At 69.4% G+C, this 21739-nt stretch carries 20 protein-coding genes; 12 read left to right on the top strand and 8 right to left on the bottom strand.

What is annotated here, in order from left to right:
* Positions 1-77: 77 nt before the first annotated feature.
* The 3 genes from ACFYWM_RS07995 to ACFYWM_RS07985 form a co-directional block, all read right to left on the bottom strand.
* Entirely contained in the window at positions 78-839 is a 762-nt protein-coding gene (locus ACFYWM_RS07995; protein WP_389910380.1) for a Mut7-C RNAse domain-containing protein, read from the bottom strand.
* 125 nt (positions 840-964) lie between these two features.
* Complete coding sequence (locus tag ACFYWM_RS07990; RefSeq protein WP_389910377.1) at positions 965-1267, bottom strand: hypothetical protein; 303 nt, start codon at positions 1265-1267, stop codon at positions 965-967.
* Positions 1268-1445: 178 nt separating this feature from the next.
* On the bottom strand, positions 1446-1676 hold the full coding sequence (locus ACFYWM_RS07985; protein ID WP_389910374.1) for a DUF397 domain-containing protein: 231 nt from the start codon (positions 1674-1676) through the stop codon (positions 1446-1448).
* Positions 1677-1755: 79 nt separating this feature from the next.
* On the opposite strand from ACFYWM_RS07985, the gene ACFYWM_RS07980 reads away from it, so the two are divergent.
* The 5 genes from ACFYWM_RS07980 to ACFYWM_RS07960 all read left to right on the top strand — a co-directional run bounded on the left by ACFYWM_RS07980 (position 1756) and on the right by ACFYWM_RS07960 (position 4523).
* Positions 1756-2034 carry a hypothetical protein gene (locus tag ACFYWM_RS07980; protein WP_389910371.1) on the top strand — a complete coding sequence of 93 codons (279 nt, stop codon included), beginning with the start codon at positions 1756-1758 and terminating at the stop codon, positions 2032-2034.
* Entirely contained in the window at positions 2031-2546 is a 516-nt protein-coding gene (locus tag ACFYWM_RS07975) for a DUF6879 family protein (RefSeq protein ID WP_389910368.1), read from the top strand. The genes ACFYWM_RS07980 and ACFYWM_RS07975 overlap by 4 nt, the downstream gene beginning before the upstream one ends.
* Positions 2527-3384 (top strand): helix-turn-helix domain-containing protein, encoded by an 858-nt coding sequence (locus tag ACFYWM_RS07970; RefSeq protein ID WP_389910365.1) that lies wholly within the window; start codon positions 2527-2529, stop codon positions 3382-3384. The genes ACFYWM_RS07975 and ACFYWM_RS07970 overlap by 20 nt, the downstream gene beginning before the upstream one ends.
* Positions 3385-3953: 569 nt before the next feature.
* Positions 3954-4184, top strand: coding sequence for a hypothetical protein (locus ACFYWM_RS07965; RefSeq protein WP_389910362.1), 231 nt, complete (start codon positions 3954-3956; stop codon positions 4182-4184).
* 42 nt (positions 4185-4226) lie between these two features.
* Positions 4227-4523, top strand: a complete 297-nt coding sequence (locus ACFYWM_RS07960; RefSeq protein WP_389910359.1) for a hypothetical protein — start codon at positions 4227-4229, stop codon at positions 4521-4523.
* A gap of 142 nt (positions 4524-4665) precedes the next feature.
* Here the strand turns inward: ACFYWM_RS07960 and ACFYWM_RS07955 are convergent, their stop codons facing one another.
* On the bottom strand, positions 4666-7029 hold the full coding sequence (locus ACFYWM_RS07955; RefSeq protein ID WP_389911106.1) for an ATP-binding cassette domain-containing protein: 2364 nt from the start codon (positions 7027-7029) through the stop codon (positions 4666-4668).
* 76 nt (positions 7030-7105) lie between these two features.
* Between ACFYWM_RS07955 and ACFYWM_RS07950 the strand changes: the two genes are divergently transcribed.
* Positions 7106-7897, top strand: coding sequence for a TetR/AcrR family transcriptional regulator (locus ACFYWM_RS07950; RefSeq protein ID WP_389910356.1), 792 nt, complete (start codon positions 7106-7108; stop codon positions 7895-7897).
* A 56-nt stretch (positions 7898-7953) separates the two neighbouring features.
* Complete coding sequence (locus ACFYWM_RS07945) at positions 7954-8145, top strand: DUF6203 family protein (RefSeq protein WP_389910353.1); 192 nt, start codon at positions 7954-7956, stop codon at positions 8143-8145.
* A 152-nt stretch (positions 8146-8297) separates the two neighbouring features.
* Here ACFYWM_RS07945 and ACFYWM_RS07940 read toward each other — a convergent pair whose 3' ends face one another.
* Together ACFYWM_RS07940 and ACFYWM_RS07935 are read right to left on the bottom strand one after the other, a co-directional pair.
* Positions 8298-8921 carry a hypothetical protein gene (locus tag ACFYWM_RS07940; RefSeq protein ID WP_389910350.1) on the bottom strand — a complete coding sequence of 208 codons (624 nt, stop codon included), beginning with the start codon at positions 8919-8921 and terminating at the stop codon, positions 8298-8300.
* A gap of 31 nt (positions 8922-8952) precedes the next feature.
* Positions 8953-9609, bottom strand: a complete 657-nt coding sequence (locus tag ACFYWM_RS07935) for a TetR/AcrR family transcriptional regulator (RefSeq protein ID WP_389911103.1) — start codon at positions 9607-9609, stop codon at positions 8953-8955.
* 141 nt (positions 9610-9750) lie between these two features.
* Between ACFYWM_RS07935 and ACFYWM_RS07930 the strand changes: the two genes are divergently transcribed.
* From ACFYWM_RS07930 to ACFYWM_RS07915, 4 genes are read left to right on the top strand one after another with little or no spacing between them, the layout of a single operon-like run.
* Positions 9751-10959 (top strand): oxygenase MpaB family protein, encoded by a 1209-nt coding sequence (locus tag ACFYWM_RS07930; protein ID WP_389910347.1) that lies wholly within the window; start codon positions 9751-9753, stop codon positions 10957-10959.
* A gap of 16 nt (positions 10960-10975) precedes the next feature.
* Positions 10976-12187: an oxygenase MpaB family protein gene (locus ACFYWM_RS07925; protein ID WP_389910344.1), complete on the top strand. Its 1212-nt coding sequence runs from the start codon at positions 10976-10978 to the stop codon at positions 12185-12187.
* Positions 12187-14439: a molybdopterin cofactor-binding domain-containing protein gene (locus ACFYWM_RS07920; protein WP_389910341.1), complete on the top strand. Its 2253-nt coding sequence runs from the start codon at positions 12187-12189 to the stop codon at positions 14437-14439. The genes ACFYWM_RS07925 and ACFYWM_RS07920 overlap by 1 nt, the downstream gene beginning before the upstream one ends.
* A complete protein-coding gene (locus ACFYWM_RS07915; RefSeq protein WP_389910338.1) occupies positions 14440-14916 on the top strand; it encodes a (2Fe-2S)-binding protein in 477 nt (158 codons plus the stop codon).
* A 231-nt stretch (positions 14917-15147) separates the two neighbouring features.
* Here the strand turns inward: ACFYWM_RS07915 and ACFYWM_RS07910 are convergent, their stop codons facing one another.
* Positions 15148-15564 carry an ester cyclase gene (locus tag ACFYWM_RS07910; protein ID WP_389910335.1) on the bottom strand — a complete coding sequence of 139 codons (417 nt, stop codon included), beginning with the start codon at positions 15562-15564 and terminating at the stop codon, positions 15148-15150.
* A 717-nt stretch (positions 15565-16281) separates the two neighbouring features.
* Between ACFYWM_RS07910 and ACFYWM_RS07905 the strand changes: the two genes are divergently transcribed.
* Complete coding sequence (locus ACFYWM_RS07905) at positions 16282-20724, top strand: ThuA domain-containing protein (RefSeq protein ID WP_389910332.1); 4443 nt, start codon at positions 16282-16284, stop codon at positions 20722-20724.
* A gap of 173 nt (positions 20725-20897) precedes the next feature.
* Here ACFYWM_RS07905 and ACFYWM_RS07900 read toward each other — a convergent pair whose 3' ends face one another.
* Positions 20898-21665, bottom strand: a complete 768-nt coding sequence (locus ACFYWM_RS07900) for a hypothetical protein (RefSeq protein WP_389910328.1) — start codon at positions 21663-21665, stop codon at positions 20898-20900.
* Between the last annotated feature and the right edge of the window lie 74 nt (positions 21666-21739).

The following is a 21739-nucleotide window of genomic DNA, read 5'->3' as shown; positions in this document are numbered from 1 at the left end:
CCGGGCCGGCGCGTGTTTCCTTGGCCGGCGGGAGTCGCCTCACCCGCGTGGTGCTCCCGGGACGGGACCGGCCGGCCTCAGCGCTGCCCCCCGCCGACCCGCGACTCCGGGCCGACCATGCGCATGGCCGAGCGTACGATCTCCTCCAGGTGCTCGCCGTGCGCGCCGCGCCAGTAGATCTGGCCGCATTCCGAGCAGCGGCCGTAGATGTCGTAGGAGCGCCTGGTCCCGGTCTCCAGCAGGCCGTCGATCTCGGTCTTGTCGACGGGGGCCAGTTCCCCGTTGCAGGCCGTGCAGCGGGTCCACGGCCGCAGCGGTGGCGCGAACCGTTCCAGCAGGTCCCGGAGCTGGTCGTGCGCCTTGTTTCCCCGTACGTAGGCACCGAACCACAGCGCCCGGCGGCACAGCAGGCCGTGGTCTTGGGTGAGCAGCACGCGGCGTTCCTCGTTCGCCTCGACGACGAGCGAGGGGTCGTCTATGTCGTTGTGGTAGGTCGCGTCCAGGCCCAGCAGTCGGAGTCGTCGCGCGAGGGTGCCCAGATGGACGTCGAGCAGGAAACGGGGTGCGTCCTGCCCAGGTTCGAGGGGCACCGGCTGGGGGCGGGGCACGGCGTGGACGTGGACCACGTCCCCGGCGGCGGGCTGGTAGGACCTGCCGACCTCCGCTCCCTCGACGGTCAGCGGCCCCACCTCGGGCAGCGGGACGCCGAGCGACTCCACGACATGACCCAGCGTCGACGTCCCGTCGGGCGTCACCCGCTGCCACTCGTGCCGCCGCCGCGCGGGCAGGAACAGCAGCAACTCGCCGGAGACGCGCAGACGGACATCGGATTCGCTCACGCCGCCAGCATGTCATCCACCCCGGGCGCCCCGACACGCATTAAACGACGGCCCGCGAGGCCGTTTCCGGGTGATGTCGGTTGTTCCACGTCGCTGTCGGCGAACGGTCTCGCCGACGTCGGCCACTACCGACCTGCCGGGCATTCGTAGCCGGGGGCGTGCCTGTTCGGGCAGCAGACGACTCCCATCGAGGCGAACCGCTCGCCTTTGAGATGGAACCCCCACTGGATGTCGGTACCACCGGGGAGTGCCTCCGCCGCTCCCTCATGGCGGTGCTCTCGGCCGATTTTCGCTTCTTGATCGGGGAGATGGAACGAGGGGCAGGCCGCGTCGTACTGGTCGATGAGCCAGTGCGCGGCGTGGTCGGCTTGGTCGAACGAGGTGACGACGCGGTTGCGCGGCTTGAGTAGCCAGTCACACAATCTCATGGGCGGAAGGGGTGAAGACAAAAATTCAGGATGAAATGGCCTGCGGATGCCTTCGCCGTTTAGGTAAGGCGCTACCTGGCCTGTCCATGTATATGCGTGAAAATGGTGCATTGGTTCTCTCCCTGTATTACCAGCGGCCTTGCCTGTGGAGCCACAGGCAAGGCCGCATCGCGGAGCCCTAGATCAGGCTACCGATGCCGTCGCGCAAAGCGGCCAGCTCGGCGCCGTTGAAAAGGAGCGTCCCCGCCTCGGGGTTCTTGCTGTCGCGCAGGGCGAAGACATCGTCACCGACGACGGCCATTTCCGGACACGCTTCGCCTTCACCGTCATCGTCGTTCGACCCACCGCAAGGGATACGGGTGAATTGTGCGGTGGAAAGGTTCGTTTTTTCGTACAAGTCGAGCGCCATGGGCACACCTCCATGTGATGGAAATCGGTCTGCCCTGACGTTAGGGATCGGCTGACAATCCAGTCCATGAAGGTTGACGATGTTGCGTGAGGGGGTCACGATCGCCTCGGAAGTCCGCAACATTCCGCAACATGAAAGTGGAGAGCCGATTATGCGCCTAACGTTCATGGGCAAAGATCCCGACAGTAACCCGACCGGATCACCGACCGTCTACCGAACCGACCGCGGCACCTGGGTTGTCCAGGGCTGGGCTGTCACCGACCCGGAAACCCTCGCTCAGATGGACATCCCTCCGGGGGAGATCGCCTGTGAGATTCCCGACCGAATGCTTCAGTTCTTCACACCCGCAGGCTCATGAACATCTCTGACGACGCGTTCGAGGAGTTGTTGACCGGCTTCGAGCGCAGCGCCGTCCACCTGGAGATGCGGGATGCCTACGGCACCGCGGTGGAACTGCCCTACATGGCCAAGTGGGCGGCTGGAGAGCGGGATGACCTGCGGTGGCTACAGGGCTGGTGCTCCACGCTGCGCGAACATGTGAGGGCAGGCAGGACGGTACGAAGAGCGCGCGTCGTGTCGGAGCCGCTGAGCGACTATCAGCGCTGGTCGTACAGCATCGCTCATCCGATGGTGGAGGCCGGTGAGGACATCCGCTGGGTTCCCCGCCGTCTGGTCTCGTCGGTCCCCCTGCCGGGGAACGACTTCTACCTGTTCGACGACCGCCTGGTGGTGTTCCTCCACTACGCTGGCAGCGGCCTGGGCGGAGCGAAATCCGCTTCTACGGATCCAGGTGACATAGCGCTGTGCAAGAACGCTTTCGAGACCGTCTGGAAGTTCGCGATTCCCCACAGTGAGTACACGCCAACTTAGCCCCGCCCAGCGGGCCGCCGAAGCTCTCGGACAGCGCCTTCGCGAGATACGTACGGGCGCAGACTTCACCGGTCGTGCCCTGGCGGCCGAAGCGGGCTGGCACTACACCAAGGTCAGCCGTATGGAACACGGGGGCAAAACCCCCACGGAGGAAGAGCTCCGGATCTGGTGCCGGATCTGCGGCGCCGAAGACCAGATTCCGGATCTGATCGCCACCGTTCAATCGATCCAGTCCATGTACCAGGAGTTCCGGCGCCAGACGCACGCCGGAATGAAGCGTCTGATGCAGGTGCATGTCCCCTTGTACGAGCGGACCTCACTGTTTCGGATCTACGAGCACAACGTGATCCCTGGCCTGTTCCAGACGGCCGACTACGCGGCCGCGATGCTCTCGTTCTGGATCTCGTTTCTCGGCACCCCGAACGACCTGGAAGCCTCCGTGGTCGCCCGCATGGAGCGTCAGCGGGTCATCTACCAGGCGGGTAAGCACTTCAGCGTGCTCATCGAGGAACAGTCTCTGCGGACATGGTTCGGTACGGCCGAAGTGCAGGCCGGACAGCTTGACCGCCTGCTCACCGTCACGTCGTTGCCGACAGTCTCGCTCGGCGTCATCCCCATGATGATCGAACGGCCCTGTGCGTCCTCCACCGGCTTCTGGATCTTCGATGACGAACTGGTGTGCCTGGAGACACCGACCGCGAACATCGAGGTCACCCGTCCTTCCGAGGTCAAGTTGTACCTACGCATGTTCGGTCATCTCGCGGGCGTCGCCGTCTACGGGAAGGCGGCGCGCCACATCATCACGTCGGTCGCCCAGGAATTGCCGCTTGCGAAGTAACGCAACATTCCGGGGCTCAACGCCGAGAAGTAAGAAGGCCGGGCACGTGCTGGGCCGGGACCGTCGTAGTGGGGAATGGGGGAGGCCGGCGTCTCGGACGAGGGTGGGATCGGGTCCGGGACGCCGGTCTTTTCGTACGGTCCATGCTCGGCACGGGGGGAGCCGTCGGCATGGACCGGCTCCGAGGCCGATCGACCATCTCGCCTGAGCTGCCCGAACACGACCAGCCCGATTCGGGGCCAGTCGCTCTTCGCCGTCCCGGCTCCGTGCATCAGGGTGTCGGCACCCCCGGGTCTGGTGCTCTCCAGGCAGGCGTCACAAAGCCAGGGGTCGAAGATCAGAGGAAGCGGCCCTTACGCCTCTTTCGTATCCAGGTGGGTACGCAGGTGCCGGGCGGCCGGCGGCGTTGCCGGAACGGCCGGACACGCGCGATGCGAGGACGGTCTATGCTCCGTACTCCGTGTGCTGCGGCCCGCCGAGCACGACGACGAACGGACACCGGTGACACACACCCTCCAGGAAATCAGGACGAACGGGCTGCGTGCGCTGCCCGGAGAGCCGGCGGCGGCATGAGCGGCGTCGGGAGGTGGAGCCTCGGTGCCGGCGTCGTGCTCATGGTCGTGGCCGTGCTGTGCTCGGTGCTGAAACTGATCCCGGTCGCGGTGATCACCGGCATCCTGGGCCTGGTCGCGCTCGGCATGGCGGTGTACGACGTGATCTACGAATGGCTGAGCCGGGCTGAACTGCGCCGCCGGGGGGAAAGGGCCCAGCGGGCGCGTGAAGGCCGCCAGGGCCGCTGAACCGGGGGCCTCGTGGCCCTCGCAAGCTGCTACAAATGCGGCATGAGCGAATTCGTCCGGCATCCTCCGCAGCCGAACGTGCCGCCGGCTCGGCGTGCCCGCAGCCGGACATACCGCGTGTGGGCCCACGTGCTCCTGTGGACGCCGATCGCGCTCACGGTGACCGGTGTCGTCCTCGGCCTGGGGATGTTCGCGGCCGCCGACGCCGACCCGGCGCACACTTCGTCCGCGCTCGGCTATCTCGGCCTCGTCGTGTGGGGCGGCCTCGCGATCCTGTCACCGGTCCTGCTCGGGGCGTTCGTCGCCGGGCTGGTCATGCTGATCCGCGCGCGCGGCTGAGGCCGAGGCGGGACACGGCCCCGCCTCGGCGAGCCTCAGGCCGGCGGCCTCGGCCCTGTGGCCCGGACGGGAGGGGACGGGACGACGCGCCGCGACGTCCCGAGCTCCGGAGAGCTCCTCCCCGCTCCTGTCGGACCCGCGCCTATCGGACGGTGCCCTTCCCCAGGTACGCGCGCAGGTGCCGGGCGGTGAGGGTGTCCCCCTCCGCGACGAGGTCGGCCGGGGTGCCGGTGAAGACGATCCGGCCGCCGTCGTGGCCGGCTCCCGGGCCGAGGTCGACGATCCAGTCGGCGTGGGCCATCACGGCCTGGTGGTGCTCGATGACGACGACCGTGTTGCCGTCGTCGACGAGCCGGTCCAGCAGGGCGAGCAGCTGGTCCACGTCGGCCAGGTGCAGGCCGGTGGTCGGCTCGTCCAGCACGTACGTCGTGGCCTTCTCCGCCATCCGGATGGCGAGCTTGAGGCGCTGGCGCTCGCCCCCGGACAGGGTGGTGAGCGGCTGGCCCAGGCCGAGGTAGCCCAGGCCCACGTCGGCGAGCCGGTCGAGTACGGCCCGCGCCGCGCCGAAGCTCGCCTTCGACGCCGCGTCCGAAGAACCCGCCCCCGAGCCGGGGGCGAAGAAGTCGCGGGCCTCGGTCACCGACATGCCCAGCACCTCGCTGATGTCCTTGCCGCGCAGCTTGTGGGTGAGCACCTCGGGCGTGAACCGCCTGCCCTCGCACTGCTCGCACACCGACGCCACCCCGGCCATCATGGCGAGGTCGGTGTAGACGAGGCCGATGCCCTTGCAGTTGGGGCAGGCGCCCTCGGAGTTCGCGCTGAACAGGGCCGCCTTGACCCCGTTGGCCTTGGCGAAGGCGGTGCGGATCGGGTCGAGCAGCCCGGTGTAGGTGGCCGGGTTGCTGCGGCGCGACCCGCGGATCGCGGTCTGGTCGACGACGGCGACGCCCTCCCTGCGGGGGAGCGAGCCGTGGATCAGCGAGCTCTTGCCGGACCCGGCGACGCCGGTGACGACGGTGAGCACGCCGAGCGGGATGTCGACGTTCACGTCCTTGAGGTTGTGCAGGGTGGCCCCCGTGATCGACAGCTGCCCGCGCGGCGTCCGTACCTTCTCGCGCAGCCGGGCGCGGTGGCCCAGGTGGCGGCCCGTCAGGGAGTCCGAGCGCCGCAGCGCGGCCACGTCGCCGGTGAAGCACACCCGGCCGCCGGACGAGCCCGCCCCCGGGCCCAGGTCGACCACGTGGTCGGCGATCACGATCGTCTCCGGTTTGTGCTCGACGACCAGGACCGTGTTGCCCTTGTCGCGCAGGAGCAGCAGCAGGTTGTTCATCCGCTCGATGTCGTGCGGGTGCAGTCCCACCGTGGGCTCGTCGAAGACGTAGGTGACGTCGGTGAGGCTGGAGCCGAGGTGGCGGACCATCTTCACCCGCTGGGCCTCGCCCCCGGACAGCGTGGACGACTCGCGGTCCAGGCTCAGGTAGCCCAGGCCGATCTCGACCAGCGACTCCAGCGTGCCGCGCAGGGTGGCGACCAGCGGTCCCACCGACGGGTCCTCGATGCCCCGGACGAACTCGGCCAGGTCGCTGATCTGCATGGCCGCGCAGTCGGCGATGTTGCGACCGTCGATCTTCGAGCCCAGCGCGGCGGCGTTGAGCCTGCTGCCGCCGCACGCGCGGCAGCTCGTGAACGTCACGGCCCGGTCCACGAACGCCCGGATGTGGGGCTGCATCGACTCGCGGTCCTTGACGAGGTAGAGCCGCCGTACCTTGACCAGGAGCCCCTCGTAGGTGGTGTTCATCGTGCCGATTTTGATTTTGGTGGCGGGTTTGTGCAGGAAGTCCTCCCACTGGGCCGGGGTGTAGTCCCTCAGCTTGACGTCGGGGTCGAAGAACCCGGAGTTGGCCAGGCCCTGCCAGTACCACGAGTCCACGGTGAAGTTGGGGACGGTGATCGCGCCCTCGTTGAGCGAGCGGTCGACGTCGACGAGCTGGGAGACGTCGACGTCCGACACCCGGCCGAGCCCCTCGCACTCCGGGCACATGCCCTCGGCGCTGTTGAAGCTGAAGGCGCTGGAGGTGCCGACGTGGGGGGTGCCGATGCGGCTGAAGACGATCCGCAGCATCGTCTGGGCGTCGGTCGCCGTGCCGACCGTGGAGCGGGAGTTGGCGCCCATCCGCTCCTGGTCGACGACGATCGCCGCGCTCAGGTTGCGCAGGGCGTCGACGTCGGGACGTCCCTGGCTCGGCATGAACGACTGGATGAAGGCCGTGTAGGTCTCGTTGATCAGGCGCTGCGACTCCGCGGCGATGGTGCCGAAGACGAGGGAGGACTTCCCCGACCCGGAGACCCCGGTGAAGACGGTGAGCCGCCGCTTGGGAATGTCCAGCGAGATGTCTGCCAGGTTGTTCTCCCTGGCGCCGCGGACCTCGATCACGTCGTGGCTGTCCGCGGCGGCCCGGCCGGGTCGCGGGCCGCGATCGCGGGCCGGTGTGGCGGGTGGGAACACGAACCTTCTCACTTGATATCCTTATGCTGTAAAGAGTTGGCTTGGCAAAGTTAGTTTATGGCGTAAGGAGTTGCAAGTGGTCGTCTTCGCCGGGCAGGGCGACGCGCGCCGTTCGATGGCGCTGCTGTGGCGCACCGCGAGGTCGAAGGACACGCGTCCCGGGCCCAAACCGGCCCTGAGCGTGGACCTGATCGTGGACGCGGCCATCGCCGTCGCCGACGCGGAGGGGATGGCCGCGCTCTCCATGCGCGCGGTGGGCGAGCGGCTCGGGCGCACGGCGATGGCCCTCTACACCTACGTCCCGAGCAAGAGCGAGCTGGTCGACCTCATGTACGACCGGGCCCTCGCCGAGCTGTCCACCCGCCACGACCTGACCGGCGGCTGGCGGGCGGCGGTGACCTCCTGGGCCGAGGAGACGTGGGAGTTCTACGTACGGCATCCGTGGATGCTGCAGGTGTCGCAGGCGCGCCCCGTACTGGGCCCCAACGAGTACGTCACGATCGAGGAGGCGCTGCGGATCCTCCGCGAGACCGGGCTGAGGCCCGGGGAGCTTCGCTACGTCGTCGGGACGCTGTTCTACTTCGTGCGCGGGGCGGCGCAGACGGTCGCGGAGTCACGGCAGGCCCCGGCGGAGACCGGGATGTCGGACGAGGAGTGGTGGTACGCCCGCTCGGCCCTGCTGGAGGAGGTCGCGCCCGACTTCCGCGAGCGGTTCCCGACGACGTCCTGGCTCGCCGACGAGGGCGCCTACGAGTCCCGGGACGAGACCCTGCCCTACATGGAGCAGGAGGGAAGGGACACCTTCGCCGCCGGGCTCGCCATCCTCCTGGACGGGATCGAGGCGACGGTGAGCAGGGCCGGAGCCTGAGGATCCGTGACCCGGGGGCCGGGCCTAACCGGGCCGCCTCGGGGCAGGAACACCTCATGAAAAAGTTCTTCAAGGTCGTGGTGGCACGCTGGCTGGCCCGTACGCCGTTCGGGCTGGCGATCCTGGGGGTCGGCTGGTTCCTGGGACGGCGGCGCAGGCAGCGTGAGCAGGAACAGGCCGGGCGCGCCGGCGGGCGGGGGTATGTGACGCGGGGGAGCGGACGCCCGCCCCGCTCCGGCCGGCGCTGAGCCTCGCCCTCTCACGAGTAAGGCGCTGAGCCTCGCCATCTCACGAGTGAGAGGACGGCGCCGCTCGTGCCGGAGCCCTCGGAAGAGGCCGGCCAGCCCCTTCACGAGCGAAGAGGCGAAGAGGTGGCGGGAACGGGCCGGTGGCCGGGGCGTCAGCGGAGCTCCTCCGCGATCCGCGCACGGATCTCGTCCGGCAGTCCCTCGTACGCGGCCAGTCGCGTCAGGGCCGCACGGCTCTCGGGGACGGCCGCGGTGTGGCGGAGTGCCCACACGGCCTTCTCGACGGCCATGCCCCGCCGTGCGTACAGCTCCGCGAGGTCCATGAGCCAGGGGGTGAGCGCCTTCTCGTCGTCGACCATCAGGCCGCACCAGCCCAGGGTCTGCTCGGCGATCCAGGCGGTGATCCGCCGGGTCCAGATCTCCTCGAAGTCCGTGGTGTCGACGCCGTGGCGGGCGCACTCGGCCCTGGCGGCGGCCATCCGCCCGGCGGTGACGTGCCGGGCGTAGGGCATGTGCCCGCGCAGAACGGCCCGGACCCCGGTCCACGCGGGATACTCGCCGTCCCCGCCGTCCCCGCTTTCCCAGACGACCGGCTCCTCCGGGGGCTCGGGCGAGGCGAGCGCGGCCCGGGGCAGGCACGCCTCGAGCGCCGCCCGCGCGTAGGCCAGGCTCTCCTCGCCCTCGTCCGTCTCCGGCGGCCAGACGAAACCCGAGTCCCAGGAGAACGGGTAGGCCCGGACCACGTCCGGCAGCAGCGGTGTCTCCTCCGAGTTCATGTGCCTCCCCAGGAATCGGCCGGCGCCGTGGTCAGTCCGGGAGACGGGACGGTTCCAGCATGGGGACGAGGAAGCGGCGGGCGACCGTGGCCAGTTGCTCGTCGTCGTCGAGGTCGACGACCTGGCTGGGGATGGTGAGGAACGAGGTGGAGATCCGGACCATCAGCTCGGCCACGAGGTCGGCGTCCAGGTCGGCGGAGACGTTTCCCGCGTGCTGCTCGCGGCGGAGCTGACCGGCGACGAACCGGCGTACGGTGGCGAGGGTCTGCCCCTCGTCGGTGATCATGGCGGGCACGAGGAGGTCGGGTTCGGCGGCGATCAGGCCGCCGATCAGCGGGTTGCCGCGGATGGCGCGCAGCGAGCTCACGAAGCCCAGGACCACCCGGTCGGCGGCCGTGCCCGCCTGCTCGATGTCGACGAGGAACCGGTCGAAGTAGCGGCGGAACTCGCGCCGTACCACGTGTTCGACCAGCACGTCCTTGGTGGCGAAGCGCCGGTAGACGGTGATCCGTGACACCTGGGCCCGCCGGGCGACGTCCTCCATGGTGGAGCGGCGGATGCCCATCCGGCAGAACTGCTCGTAGGCCGCGTCCAGGATGCGTGCGCGGGTCTCGTCCTGGTCGTCGACCCGGGCGACGGCGTCGCCGTAGGCACGTTCCAGCAACGACTTCGAGTCCGACGGGGTCATGAGTACGGACAGCGCTGATTCCACGACCACCTCCTGCGATTGATTGTGCCCCAGTCTTGTGACGCCCCTCACACTGTGCTTTCATCATGGTGATACGGGGATGCGCCACATGTTTCATTGTATCAGCAGCAGGAGGACGGCATGGACAACCCCAGCAGGCGCAAGGTGCTCATGGCGGGAGGGGCGCTGGGCGCCTTCGGCGCGCTGAGCGTCGCCACCCCCGCCTGGACGTGGTCGGCCAAGGGCTCGGTGGCGGGCGCCGGCATCGGTACCGACCCGCGATGGGTCTGGGACGAGGAGGCCGACCCGCTCGTCGCCTCGCTCCTCGACCGCGGCGACGTGCCCAGGGTCAACGAGCTGTTACGCACCTGGACCAGGAACGGCCAGCCGTTACCGGCCGGCCTCCCCGCGGACCTGCGCGACTTCATGGAACAGGCCCGCCGGCTGCCCGCCTGGGCCGACCACGGCAAGCTCGCCACCGCGTTCAGGTTCAACGAGAAGCGAGGGCTCTACCTCGGCGTGCTGTACGGCCTGGCCAGCGGGATGATGAGCACCGTCATCCCCAAGGAGGCGCGCGCCGTCTACCACTCCCAGGGCGGCGCGGACATGAAGGACCGCATCTCCAAGACCGCCAAGCTGGGCTACGACATCGGCACCCGCAACGCCTACGCCGCCGACGGCGAGATGATCGTGACCTGCGTCAAGACCCGGCTCGTCCACGCGGCCGTACGGCACCTGCTGCCGCGGTCGCCGCACTGGTCGCAGGTGGCCGACGAGGAGATCCCGATCAGCCAGCGGGACATGATGGTCACCTGGCACAGCCTGCCCACGACCGTCATGCAGAAGCTGGTCGAGTGGAGGGTGCCGATCCCCGCGGCCGAGTCGGAGGCGTTCCTGCACTCCTGGCAGCTGGGCGCGCACATGCTCGGCATCAAGGACGAGTACATCCCCGCCTCCTGGGCCGAGGCCAACGCCCAGGCCGAGCAGGTGCTGGACCCGGTGCTGGCCCCGACCCCCGAGGGCATCAACCTGGCCGACATCCTTCTCAAGCTGGGCACGCCGGTCGACGCCGGCATCCTCAGCAAGCCCATCCTCGGCTCGTTCACGCGCTTCATGCTCGGCGACCAGATCGCCGGCTGGCTGCGGATCCCCCGCGAGCCGGTCTGGGACCCGCTGCTGCGCGTGTCGTGGAGGCCCTTCATCGCCGTACGGGAAGGACTGCTGCCCTTCCCGCTGGCGCCGCAGGCGTACTGGCTGTTCGACGAGTTCCTGCGCAAGGCGGCCCTGCTCTTCCTGTCCGAGGCACGGCCGATCAGCATCGAGATCCCCGACACCAACCGCCCGTCCTGAAAGAGGGGTTTCGCGCATGGCGGAGCTGAGCAGACGCAAGATGTTGATCTCCGGAGGGGCCCTCGGGGCGCTGGGAGCGCTCGGGATGTCCTCCCCGGCGCACGCCACGCCCTGGACCTGGGCGCCGAGGGGATCGATCGCCGGTTACGGCGCCGGTGTCGACCCGAGATGGGTGTGGGACGAGGAGGCCGACGCGCTGGTCGCCTCGCTGATCGACCGGGGCGCCGTGCCCGAGGTGAACCGGCTCCTGTGGGACTGGACGAGAAACGACCAGCCCCTGCCGGACGGGCTGCCCGGGGACCTGCGGGCGTTCATGGAGACGGCGCGACGGCTGCCTCCGTGGGCCGACCGGGGGAAGCTGGAGAGGGCGGCCGAGTTCAACAAGTCCAGGGGCATCTACCTCAACCTGCTCAACGGCCTGGGCGGCGGCATGCTGAGCACCGCCATCCCCAAGGAGGCCCGCGCCGTCTACTACTCCAAGGGGGGCGCGGACATGGAGGACCGCGTCGCCAAGACCAGCATCCTGGGGTTCGCCGTCGGAGCCTTGAACGCCTACCGGCCCGACGGCACGTGTATCGTCGAGGCGGTGAAGACCCGGCTGGTGCACGCCGCCGTGCGACACCTGCTGCAGCAGTCTCCGCACTGGAACGGCGGCATCCCGATCAGCCAAGAGGACATGCTGGTCACCTGGCACACCCTGCCGACGTACGCCATGCGCAGGATGCGCGAGTGGAGGGTCCGGCTCCCGGCCGCCGATGCCGAGGCCTACCTGCACGTGTGGCAGGTGACCGCGCACATGCTCGGCATCGACGACGAGTACATCCCCGCCACCTGGGACGCGGCCAACGCCCAGTCGGACCAGATCCTGCCGCGCAACATGGGGCCGACCCCCGAGGGCGTGATCCTCACCGACATCCTGCTCGGCCAGCTGGCCGAGCAGACCAGCCCCGCCAGCGTGAGCCGGCCCCTGGTCAACGCGTTCGCCCGCTATCTGGTCGGCGACCAGGTGGCCGACTGGGACGACATCAGGCGCGAGCCGGTGTGGGGCCCGCTGGTCTCGACCGCCTGGCCGATCCTGGTGAGGTTCCGGGAGGGTCTCGTCCCGCTCCCGCTGGTGCCCGAGACCGCCTGGCTCATCGACGAGGCCGCGCGCAGATACATCATGTTCTATCTCACCAAGGGTAGGGAGACCAAGATCGAGATTCCGACGACCAATCGTCCCGGCTGATGGCGGACATCGGACGGCGGCGGTTCCTGGGGTACGTGGTGGCGGCCCCGACCCTGGTGGCCGCCGCCGAACTCGGCCTGGCACCGGTGGCCGTAGCCGAACAGCCGGTGGCCGAGGCCGGGCCGCTGCTCGACCTCAACGACCTGATGACCGCGGCGGCGCTGCCGACCTCCGGCCTGATCAGGGTCGAGATCAACCCGGACGGCACCGTCTCGTTCGCCCTGCCGAGGGCCGAGGTGGGGCAGGGCATCACCACCTCGACGGCGATGCTGATCGCCGAGGAGCTGTCCCTGCCCCTCGACCGGATCCGCGTCACGCTGGCCGACGCCCGGCCCGAGCTGGTGTTCAACCAGCTCACCGGCGGATCGAACACGACGTTCGCGACCTACACCCCGATCCGGGTCGCCGCCGCCGTCGCCCGGCTCCGCCTGCTGGCGGCCGCCGCGGACGAGCTCGGCGTCCCGGCCGGGGGCCTGGCACTCAAGGACGGCCGGATCTCGGGCATCGACATCGGCGACCTCGCCGTGAAGGCCGCCTCGGCGCGGACCCGTCAGGTGTCCGTGGAGCTCGCGCCGCGCCGGGACTTCACCGTCATCGGCAGGCCGCACAACCGGATCGACGCGCTGGACGCGGTGACCGGGCGCAAGAAGTTCACGATGGACCTCGACGTCCCGGACGCCAAACCGACGATGGTGTGCCGCCCGCCCACCATCAACGGCAAGGTCGGCTCGGTGGCCAACCTCGCCGAGGTCCGCGCCATGCCGGGCGTCACCGACGTCGTGGTGATCTCCACCGGGGTGGCGGTGCGCGCCGCGACGTTCGGCCAGTGCGTCGACGCCGTCCGCGCCCTGCGGGTCTCCTGGCGGCCCGGCACCGCGGAGGGCAGGTCCGACGAGAGCGTGCTGCGGGCGCTGCGGGCCGCGGAGCTGCCGCTCGGGCTCAGGCCGCCGACCCCGGTCGTGGAGGCCGCGTTCACCTTCCACTTCCGAGGCAACAGCGCGCTCGAACCCAACTGCGCGATCGCCGACGTGCGGCCCGGCCGCGCCGAGATCTGGGCGTCGCTGAAGTCGCCGATCGTCGCCCAGCAGTCCATCGCCGCCAGGCTCGGCCTGCCTCCGGGCAAGGTCACCGTGCACGTCACCGAGGGCGGCGGCTCCTTCGGGCGCAAGCTGTTCTTCGACGCGGCGCTGGAGGCCGCCGAGGTCTCCCAGAAGGTCGGCAAGCCCGTCAGGCTCATGTGGCACCGCGCCGACGACTCCCGCCAGGGCCGCACCCACCCGATGGCCACCTCGCGGGTGCGCGCCTCCTACCTCGGCAACACCGTGCTGGGCTACCAGCAGCGGCACACCAGCGTCGCCACCGATCTCAGCCACGGGCTCGGCGAGATCATCACCGCCCTGGCCGCCCGGCTGCCCGTGGGCGACATCGGCTTCTCCCAGACGTTCTTCCATCTCAGCACGTCCATGCCGTACGAGTTCGGCCTCCACAGCCAGCTGCTGAACGAGACCGACAAGAGTTTCAACACCGGCAGCATGCGCAACGTCTACTCGCCCGACGTCACCTGTGCCAGGGAGCTCATCACCGACCAGCTCGCCTCCCGCATGGGCCAGGACCCCTACCGGTTCCGCCACCGGGTCCTGCGTGACGAGCGTTCGCGGGCCGTGCTGGCCAAGGTGGCCGAGGTGGGCGCCTGGGGCCGCTCGATGCCCGCGGGGCGCGCGCAGGGCATCGCCTTCCACGGCGAGTACAAGTCCGTCAGCGCCGCCCTGGTGGAGATCGACTGCCGCCCGGAGACCGTGAACCGCCCCGTCCGCGACGGCGTCGCCGGGCCCCGCGTCACCAAGGTGGTGTTCGCGGTCGACGTCGGCCTCGCCGTCAACCCGCGCGGCCTGGAGGCGCAGATGATGGGCGGGATCATGGACGGCATCGCGCTCGCCCTCACCTCCAGCCTGCACCTGCGCGACGGCCACTTCCTGGAGGCGAGCTGGGACAACTACTTCTACACCCGGCAGTGGAACACCCCCCCGGAGCTGGAGATCGTTGTCATGCCCGGCACCTCCGACCAGCCCGGCGGCGCCGGCGAGCTGGGGGTGGCCGCCTCGATGGCGGCGGTCGCCTGCGCGTACGGCAGGGCGACCGGCACGATGCCCACCACCTTCCCGATCAACCACGGGACGCTCTCCTTCACCCCCAAACCGACCGTTCCCCCCGTCCCGCAGTCTCCGACAAACGGCCTTTCCGAGGAGAGCTGAGTGCCCGAGTACACCTTCCGCGTCAACGGCGAGCAGGTCACCGTCGACGTCCCCGGTGACGTGCGCCTGCTGTGGGTGCTGCGCGACGTCCTCGGCATCACCGGGCCCAAGTACGGCTGCGGCATCAACGTCTGCAAGGCGTGCACCAGCCACGTCAACGGCAGGGCCGTCAACCCCTGCGCGATCCCCGTCGAGGACCTCCGGCCGACGGACGAGGTCACCACCATCGAGGGGCTCGCGGCGACGTCCGGCCAGGACCTGCACCCCATGCAGCAGGCCTGGCTCGACCACGACGTCGCTCAGTGCGGCTACTGCCAGCCCGGCCAGATCATGGCCGCCGTGGCGCTGGTCCGCAGCGTCGCCGCCGAAGGCCGCGAGATCACCGACGCCGACCTCGACGAGCTGCGCAACATCTGCCGCTGCGGGACCTACTTCCGCATCCGCGAGGCCATCAGAAGCGGCGCCGAGCGCATGTGAGGCCGGCCTTCGGGAGTGCCCGTACGGATTCCTGCGGCAGGACGGGAGCCGCTGTCGTCCGCCGCACCCCGGCCGTCGTTTCTGGCGATCAAGCTGATCGAGAACAATCGCTTCTACCGAAGCTCGACAGCACAAGTCCGCCGCCCGAGCCGCCGAGCGAACCCCCGCCCTCGCCCACCCACCGCCAAGGGGCCCGGCCGGAGGTTCGGCAGGTGAGCGCAGGGCAGACGTTCAGCCGAGTTGGTTGATCATGTCCAGGACGTCTTCGACGTAGGTGGACTCGGTGATCCGGCCGTCTTCGGTGAACCGGAACAGCGCGGTGCCGTTCCACTTGGCGAACGTGTTGGTGGCGGGGCGGCCCATGAACTCGCCGCTGTTGGTACCGCTGTTGGTGAAGTGGACGAACACCACGTCCTCCTCCGCCAGCACCCGCAAGACCTCCACGTGCATCCCGGTGAAGGCGCCCCCGTTCGCCGCGGCGGCGAAGAACGCCTTGTAGGCCTCAAGGCCCACGTGCTCGCCGAGGCTGCCGCCATGCATCACGTAGTCGGGGGTCATCAGGTCGTCCAGCAGTTCGATCTTGCCGCCGTTGACGACCTCGTCGAAGTAGCGGTGTGTGGTGGTGACGTTCTCGTCAGTGGTGCTCATAACAGGTCGTACTCTCTCCATCATGAATTGATCAGGTACGGCCATGGCGGTCCTGCCACGGCCGGCGCCGGGCCGCGGCGGGTGCTCCGCCGACGGGGTCCACGCGGAGACACCGATGATGTCGAGCAAAGTGAAGCGCTCGGTCGTCGGCGTGCCGCAGACGGGTGAGAAGATCGCGAGCACCTGGGTGCACTCCTCGTCGAGGAGCATCTAGCAGTCGAATTCCAGGAGACCCACCTCGGGGTGCCGGATCCGCTTGCGTCTGCAGCGCATTGCTCTCACCGCATGCCGTTCACCCTCGAGTCTACGCCCTGGCCGGACCGGCAGCCGGAGACCGCTCAGTAGGGCCACCGCTGACCTGGGATGTCGCTACTGCCTGGGCTGCGAGACAGCGGCTCACCTGGATGCGAGCATCCGCACGTCGGTGATGGCCCTCCCGCCGATGCCAGGCGCCCGGGGACCTGCCGGCGAGCGCGTAGGAAACCACGGCTACGTCGCGAGGTTCTGACCATCGCTTCCAGGCGGCCCGTCGGTGACAGGCTGCCTCTTTAATGATGAATGCGGTATTTAAAGGGGTTATGTCTGGTTAGTTATGTATTCGATGACAGAACTTTCATTGACAGTCGGCATAAGTCCGATCTAGCGTCGCGAAACATATACGACATACGTCCCGTTCCGTGCCCGGACGTGTATCAGCGACCGAAGGGAAACCCCGCCATGCCCCCCAGGCGGAGATCGGCCCACCCCCGCCGGAGGATCGCGCAGTTCTGCGCCATGCTCCTGGCCTTCACCGGAGCGACCGTGCTCGCCGCGCCCGTGCCCGCCCAGGCGGTCGCCGCGATCGACCCGGCCGACTACCAGCGCGTGGAACTGGCCAAGGGCGCCGCCGAGATGGGCGAGCCCATGACCATGGCCGTGCTGCCCGACCGTTCGGTGCTGCACACCGCGCGCGACGGCAACCTGCGCCGCACCACCGCGGCCGGGGCGACGGCCGTCGTCGGCACGCTGCCGGTCTACACCCATGACGAGGAGGGCCTGCAGGGCGTCGCCGCCGACCCCGGGTTCGCCACGAACAGGACCATCTACCTGTACTACGCGCCGAAGCTGAACACCCCCGCGGGTGACGCCCCGGCCACCGGCACCGACTGGACGGCCTGGCAGGGCGTGAACCGGCTCTCGCGCTTCACCGTCAGGGCCGACTGGACGCTCGACCCCGCGAGCGAGCGCACGGTGCTGGAGGTGGCGGCCGACCGCGGCATGTGCTGCCACGTCGGCGGCGACATGGACTTCGACGCGGCGGGCAACCTCTACCTGTCCACCGGCGACGACACCAACCCCTTCGACTCGGCCGGGTACTCACCCATCGACGAGCGGACCAACCGCAACCCCGTCTACGACGCCCAGCGCACCTCCGGCAACACCAACGACCTGCGCGGCAAGATCCTGCGTGTCAAGGTGAACCCGGCCACCGGCGCCTACACCGTCCCCTCGGGCAACCTGTTCGCGCCCGGCACGGCGGGCACCCGGCCCGAGATCTACGCGATGGGCTTCCGCAACCCGTTCCGGATGAGCGTCGACAAGGCCACCGGCGTCGTCTACGTCGGCGACTACGGCCCCGACGCGGGCAGCGGCGACGCCGCGCGCGGGCCCAGCGGGCAGGTCGAGTTCAACCGGGTGACCGGTCCAGGTAACTACGGCTGGCCGTACTGCACCGGGACCAACACCCTGGCCGAGACCTACGGCGAGTACACCTTCCCCTCGGGCCCGGCGGCGGCGAAGTACGACTGCGCCGCGGGCGGCGCGACCAACAACTCCTTCCGCAACACCGGCCTGGCGAAGCTGCCGCCCGCCAAGGCGGCCTGGATCAGGTACGGCGGCGACGCCGGCTCCCCGGCCGAGTTCGGCGGCGGCTCCGAGTCGCCCATGGGCGGCCCCGTCTACCGCTACGACGCCGCGCTGAACTCCAGCGTCAAGTTCCCCCAGGAGCTCAACGGCCACTTCTTCGCCGGCGAGTTCGGCCGCAGGTGGGTCAAGGCGATCGAGGTGGGCTCCGACGGCTCACGCGGCGCCATCGCGAACTTCCCGTGGACCGGCACCCAGGTCATGGACCTCGCCTTCGGCCCCGACGGCGCGCTCTACGTGCTCGACTACGGCTCCGGCTACTTCGGCGGCGACGCCAATTCCGCGCTCTACCGCTTCGAGTACATCAAGGGCGTGAACCGCGCGCCCGTCGCCGCGGCCAGGGCCGACAAGACCTCGGGTAAGAGTCCGCTCACCGTCACCTTCTCCTCGGCCGGCTCGGCCGACCCCGACGGGCAGGCCATCACCTACTCCTGGGCCTTCGGCGACGGGACCACCTCCACCGCCGCCAACCCCGTCAAGACGTACACGACCAACGGCGACCACACCGCCACGCTCACCGTGCGCGACCCCGACGGCGCCACCGGCACCGCGAGCGTGCCCATCACGGTCGGCAACACCGCGCCCACGGTCGTCATCGAGAGGCCGCGCCAGGGCCAGCTGTTCCAGTGGGGCGACACCGTGCCGTTCACCGTCAAGGTGACCGACCCCGAGGACGGCACCGTCGACTGCTCGAAGGTCAAGATGACCTACGTGCTGGGCCACGACAGCCACGGCCACCAGATCACCTCCAAGAACGGCTGCTCGGGCGACCTCGCCATCCCGGTCGACGGCGAGCACGACGACGCGGCGAACATCTTCGCGGTCTTCGACGCCGAGTACACCGACCAGGGCGGCCTGACCACCCACACCCAGCACATCCTGCAGCCCAGGAAGCGCCAGGCCGAGCACTACACGACCATGTCCGGCGTCTCGCCCATCACCAAGACGGCCGCGCACGGCGGCAGGACCGTGGGTGACATCCACAACGGCGACTCGATCACCTTCAAGGGCTACGAGCTGGCCGCGGCCACGAGGATCGACGCCCGGGTCTCCTCGGCCGGGGTCGGCGGCTCCATCCAGGTCCGCGCGGGCTCGGCGACCGGCACCCTGCTCGGCACGGTGGCCGTGGCGCCGACCGGCGGCTGGGAGACCTTCGTGGACGTCTCCGCCCCGCTGGCCGCGGCACCGGCCGGGCCGACCGACCTCACCCTGGTCTTCACCGGCGGCGCGGGCGCGCTGTTCGACGTGGACGACTTCACCCTCACCGGCGGGGGGAACGGCGGGAGGATCACCAACGCCGCCGGCAGGTGCGTCGACGTCGCGGGCGGCCTGAGCGCCGACGGCACCAACGTGCAGCTGTACGACTGCAACGACACCGCCGCGCAGCACTGGACGGCGAACGGCTCCACCCTCAGGGCGTTCGGCAAGTGCATGGACGTCGCGGGCGGCCTGAGCACCGACGGCACCAGGGTGCAGCTCTACACGTGCAACGGCACCGGCGCGCAGAACTGGACGGTGAACGGCTCCACGCTCAGGGCGCTCGGCAAGTGCCTCGACGGCGCCAACGCCGCGCAGCTCGTCATCAGGACCTGCAACGGAAGCGCCGCGCAGAACTGGACGCTGCCCGGCGGGACGACGAACCCCGACCCCGGGACGGGCGCCGGGGACGTCCTCGTCTTCTCCCGCACCGCGGGCTTCAGGCACGACTCGATCCCCGCGGGCATCCAGGCCATCAGGGACCTGGGCTTCACCGTCGCCGCCACCGAGGACCCGGCGGCCTTCACCACGGCCAACCTGGCCAAGTACAAGGCCGTCGTCTTCCTCAACACCACCGGCGACGTGCTCGACGCCGCCCAGCAGGCCGCCTTCGAGTCCTACATCAGGGCCGGAGGCGGCTACGCCGGAATCCACGCGGCCTCCGACACCGAGTACGACTGGCCCTGGTACGGCAACCTGGTCGGCGCCTGGTTCGCCTCCCACCCCGCCGTCCAGCAGGCCACCGTGAGGGTGCAGGACCGGGCCCACCCGTCCACCGCCCACCTCGGCCCCACCTGGAGCCGTACCGACGAGTGGTACGACTTCCGCACCAACGCCCGCGCCTCGGCGCGCGTGCTCGCCACCCTGGACGAGTCCACCTACTCGGGCGGTGGCATGGGCGCCGACCACCCCATCGCCTGGTGCAAGCCCTACGACGGCGGACGCTCCTTCTACACCGGAGGCGGGCACACCGCCGCCGCCTTCGCCGAGCCCGCGTTCCGCCAGCACCTGCTGGGCGGGATCAACTACGCCACCGGCAAGTCCAAGGCCGACTGCCGCGCGGAGAACGGCTACACGCCGATCTACGACGGCTCGGTCACCGGCTGGGAGCAGGCCGGGCCCGGCAGCTTCGCCAACGCCGACGCCACGCTGACCTCGCAGGGCGGCATGGGCCTGTTCTGGTACAAGGCCAAGGAGTACCGCTCCTACTCGCTGAAGCTGGACTGGAGGATGGCCGGGGACGACAACTCCGGCGTCTTCATCGGCTTCCCCGCCTCCACCGACCCCAACTCGGCCGTCGCCAACGGCTACGAGATCCAGATCGACGCCACCGACACCGCCGACAGGACCACCGGCTCCGTCTACGGCTTCAAGTCCGCCGACGTGGCGGCGAGGGACGCCGCGCTCAACCCGCCGGGGCAGTGGAACACCTACGAGCTGCTGGTCGAGGGGGAGAGGCTGCAGATCTTCCTCAACGGCGTGAAGATCAACGACTTCACCAACACCGCCCCCGCCCGCTCGCTCCAGCAGGGGTACGTCGGCATCCAGAACCACGGCGCCGGGGACGACGTCTCCTTCCGCAACATCAGGATCAAGGAGCTCGGCGCGACCGGCGGTGACACGACCCTCCAGGCGGAGAGCTGGTCGGAGGCGAACGGCGTGCAGACCTACCCGCACACCCCCGCGCACGGCGGCACCGTGCTCGGCTACGTCAACCCCGGCGACTGGGCCGCCTACGACGGGGTGAACCTGACCGGCGTCACCTCGTTCCGGGCCAGGGTCGCCTCGCCCACCCCGAGCGGCGGCTTCCAGATCCGCACCGGCTCGCCCACCGGCCCGCTGCTCGGCAGCGTCACCGTGCCGGCGACCGCCGGCTGGGAGTCGTACGCCGACGTCTCCACCCAGCTCACCGGGGTCCCCTCCGGCAACGCCAGGCTCTACCTGGTGTTCACCGGCGCGGACTTCGACGTGGACGACTTCACCCTGGTCCGTACGCAGTAGTACGTCCGGTCCGCACGCCCTTCGTTCACGGGAGGCGGGCCACGGGAACGACGAGACGGCCCGGTCGATGACCGGGCCGTCTCGTCGTTGCGGTGTTCCCTTGTTCCTCCGGCGTTCCCCGCGCCTCTCCGGGTCTCCCAGGTCTCCCGGAGCCGCCGGGGGCTCAGCTGAACTCAGCTGAACATCGCCTCCATGGTCTCGTGCGACTGCTCCTTCCTGGCGTCGGACTCGCTGCCCCAGCAGGTGTTGAGGATGATGCGGGTGCGGTCCTCGGAGAGCGGGACCGTGCGGTGCAGCGTCGTGTCGGAGCGCAGGAAGTAGATGTCGCCGGTCTCGTGGGCGTAGGTGCTGATCTGCTGCTTGATGAGGTGGTCGTGGACCCTCGGGTCGTCCTTCACCCAGTTGGTGTGGGGGACGCACTGGAGCATGCCGCCGTACTCGCTGCTCGGCGCCTCCATGATCCAGATGAGGGTGAAGCTGAAGTCGCCCCAGTGCCAGCCGTGGGTGTCGCCCTGCTTCTCCTGGCGGATGATGACGTACTTCTCCTCGTCCCAGGGGCAGTTGACGACCGGCTCGTTGGCCAGCTGTCCGAGGAAGCCCTTGAGGGCGATGGACTCGTAGAGCTCCGGGATGAGGGAGCTGTCCCGGGCGATGGACTGCTGGCTGACCGTGCTCATCTTCCTCGGGGAGTTGCTGGTCTCCTTGAGGTTGATGTCGATCCGGCGCGCGTGCAGGTCGAGCAGCCGGTTCACCTCGTCCGAGACGAGGTTCTTGACCTCTCCCGAGACCACGTCCCGCAGCTTGACGTAGCCGTTCCTGCGGAAATCATGCGACAATTTGCGGATTTCCCAGGGGTCCTGAAAGGTCTTTTCGAGATGCTCGGCGATCCGGTCGTCGAGCGAGAGCGTCCCGAGGCCGGTCTCGTAGGTGGGAGTCGGCATGCGGTTTCTCCTCCGTGGTTATCGAGTCCGTGGTTATCGAGGTTTCCAGAACCGTAACACGCGAGTGGTGACCG

The sequence above is a fragment of the Streptosporangium sp. NPDC002721 genome (assembly GCF_042888905.1).
GTDB lineage: Bacteria > Actinomycetota > Actinomycetes > Streptosporangiales > Streptosporangiaceae > Streptosporangium.
This window is presented reverse-complemented; position numbering and strand designations above follow the sequence as displayed.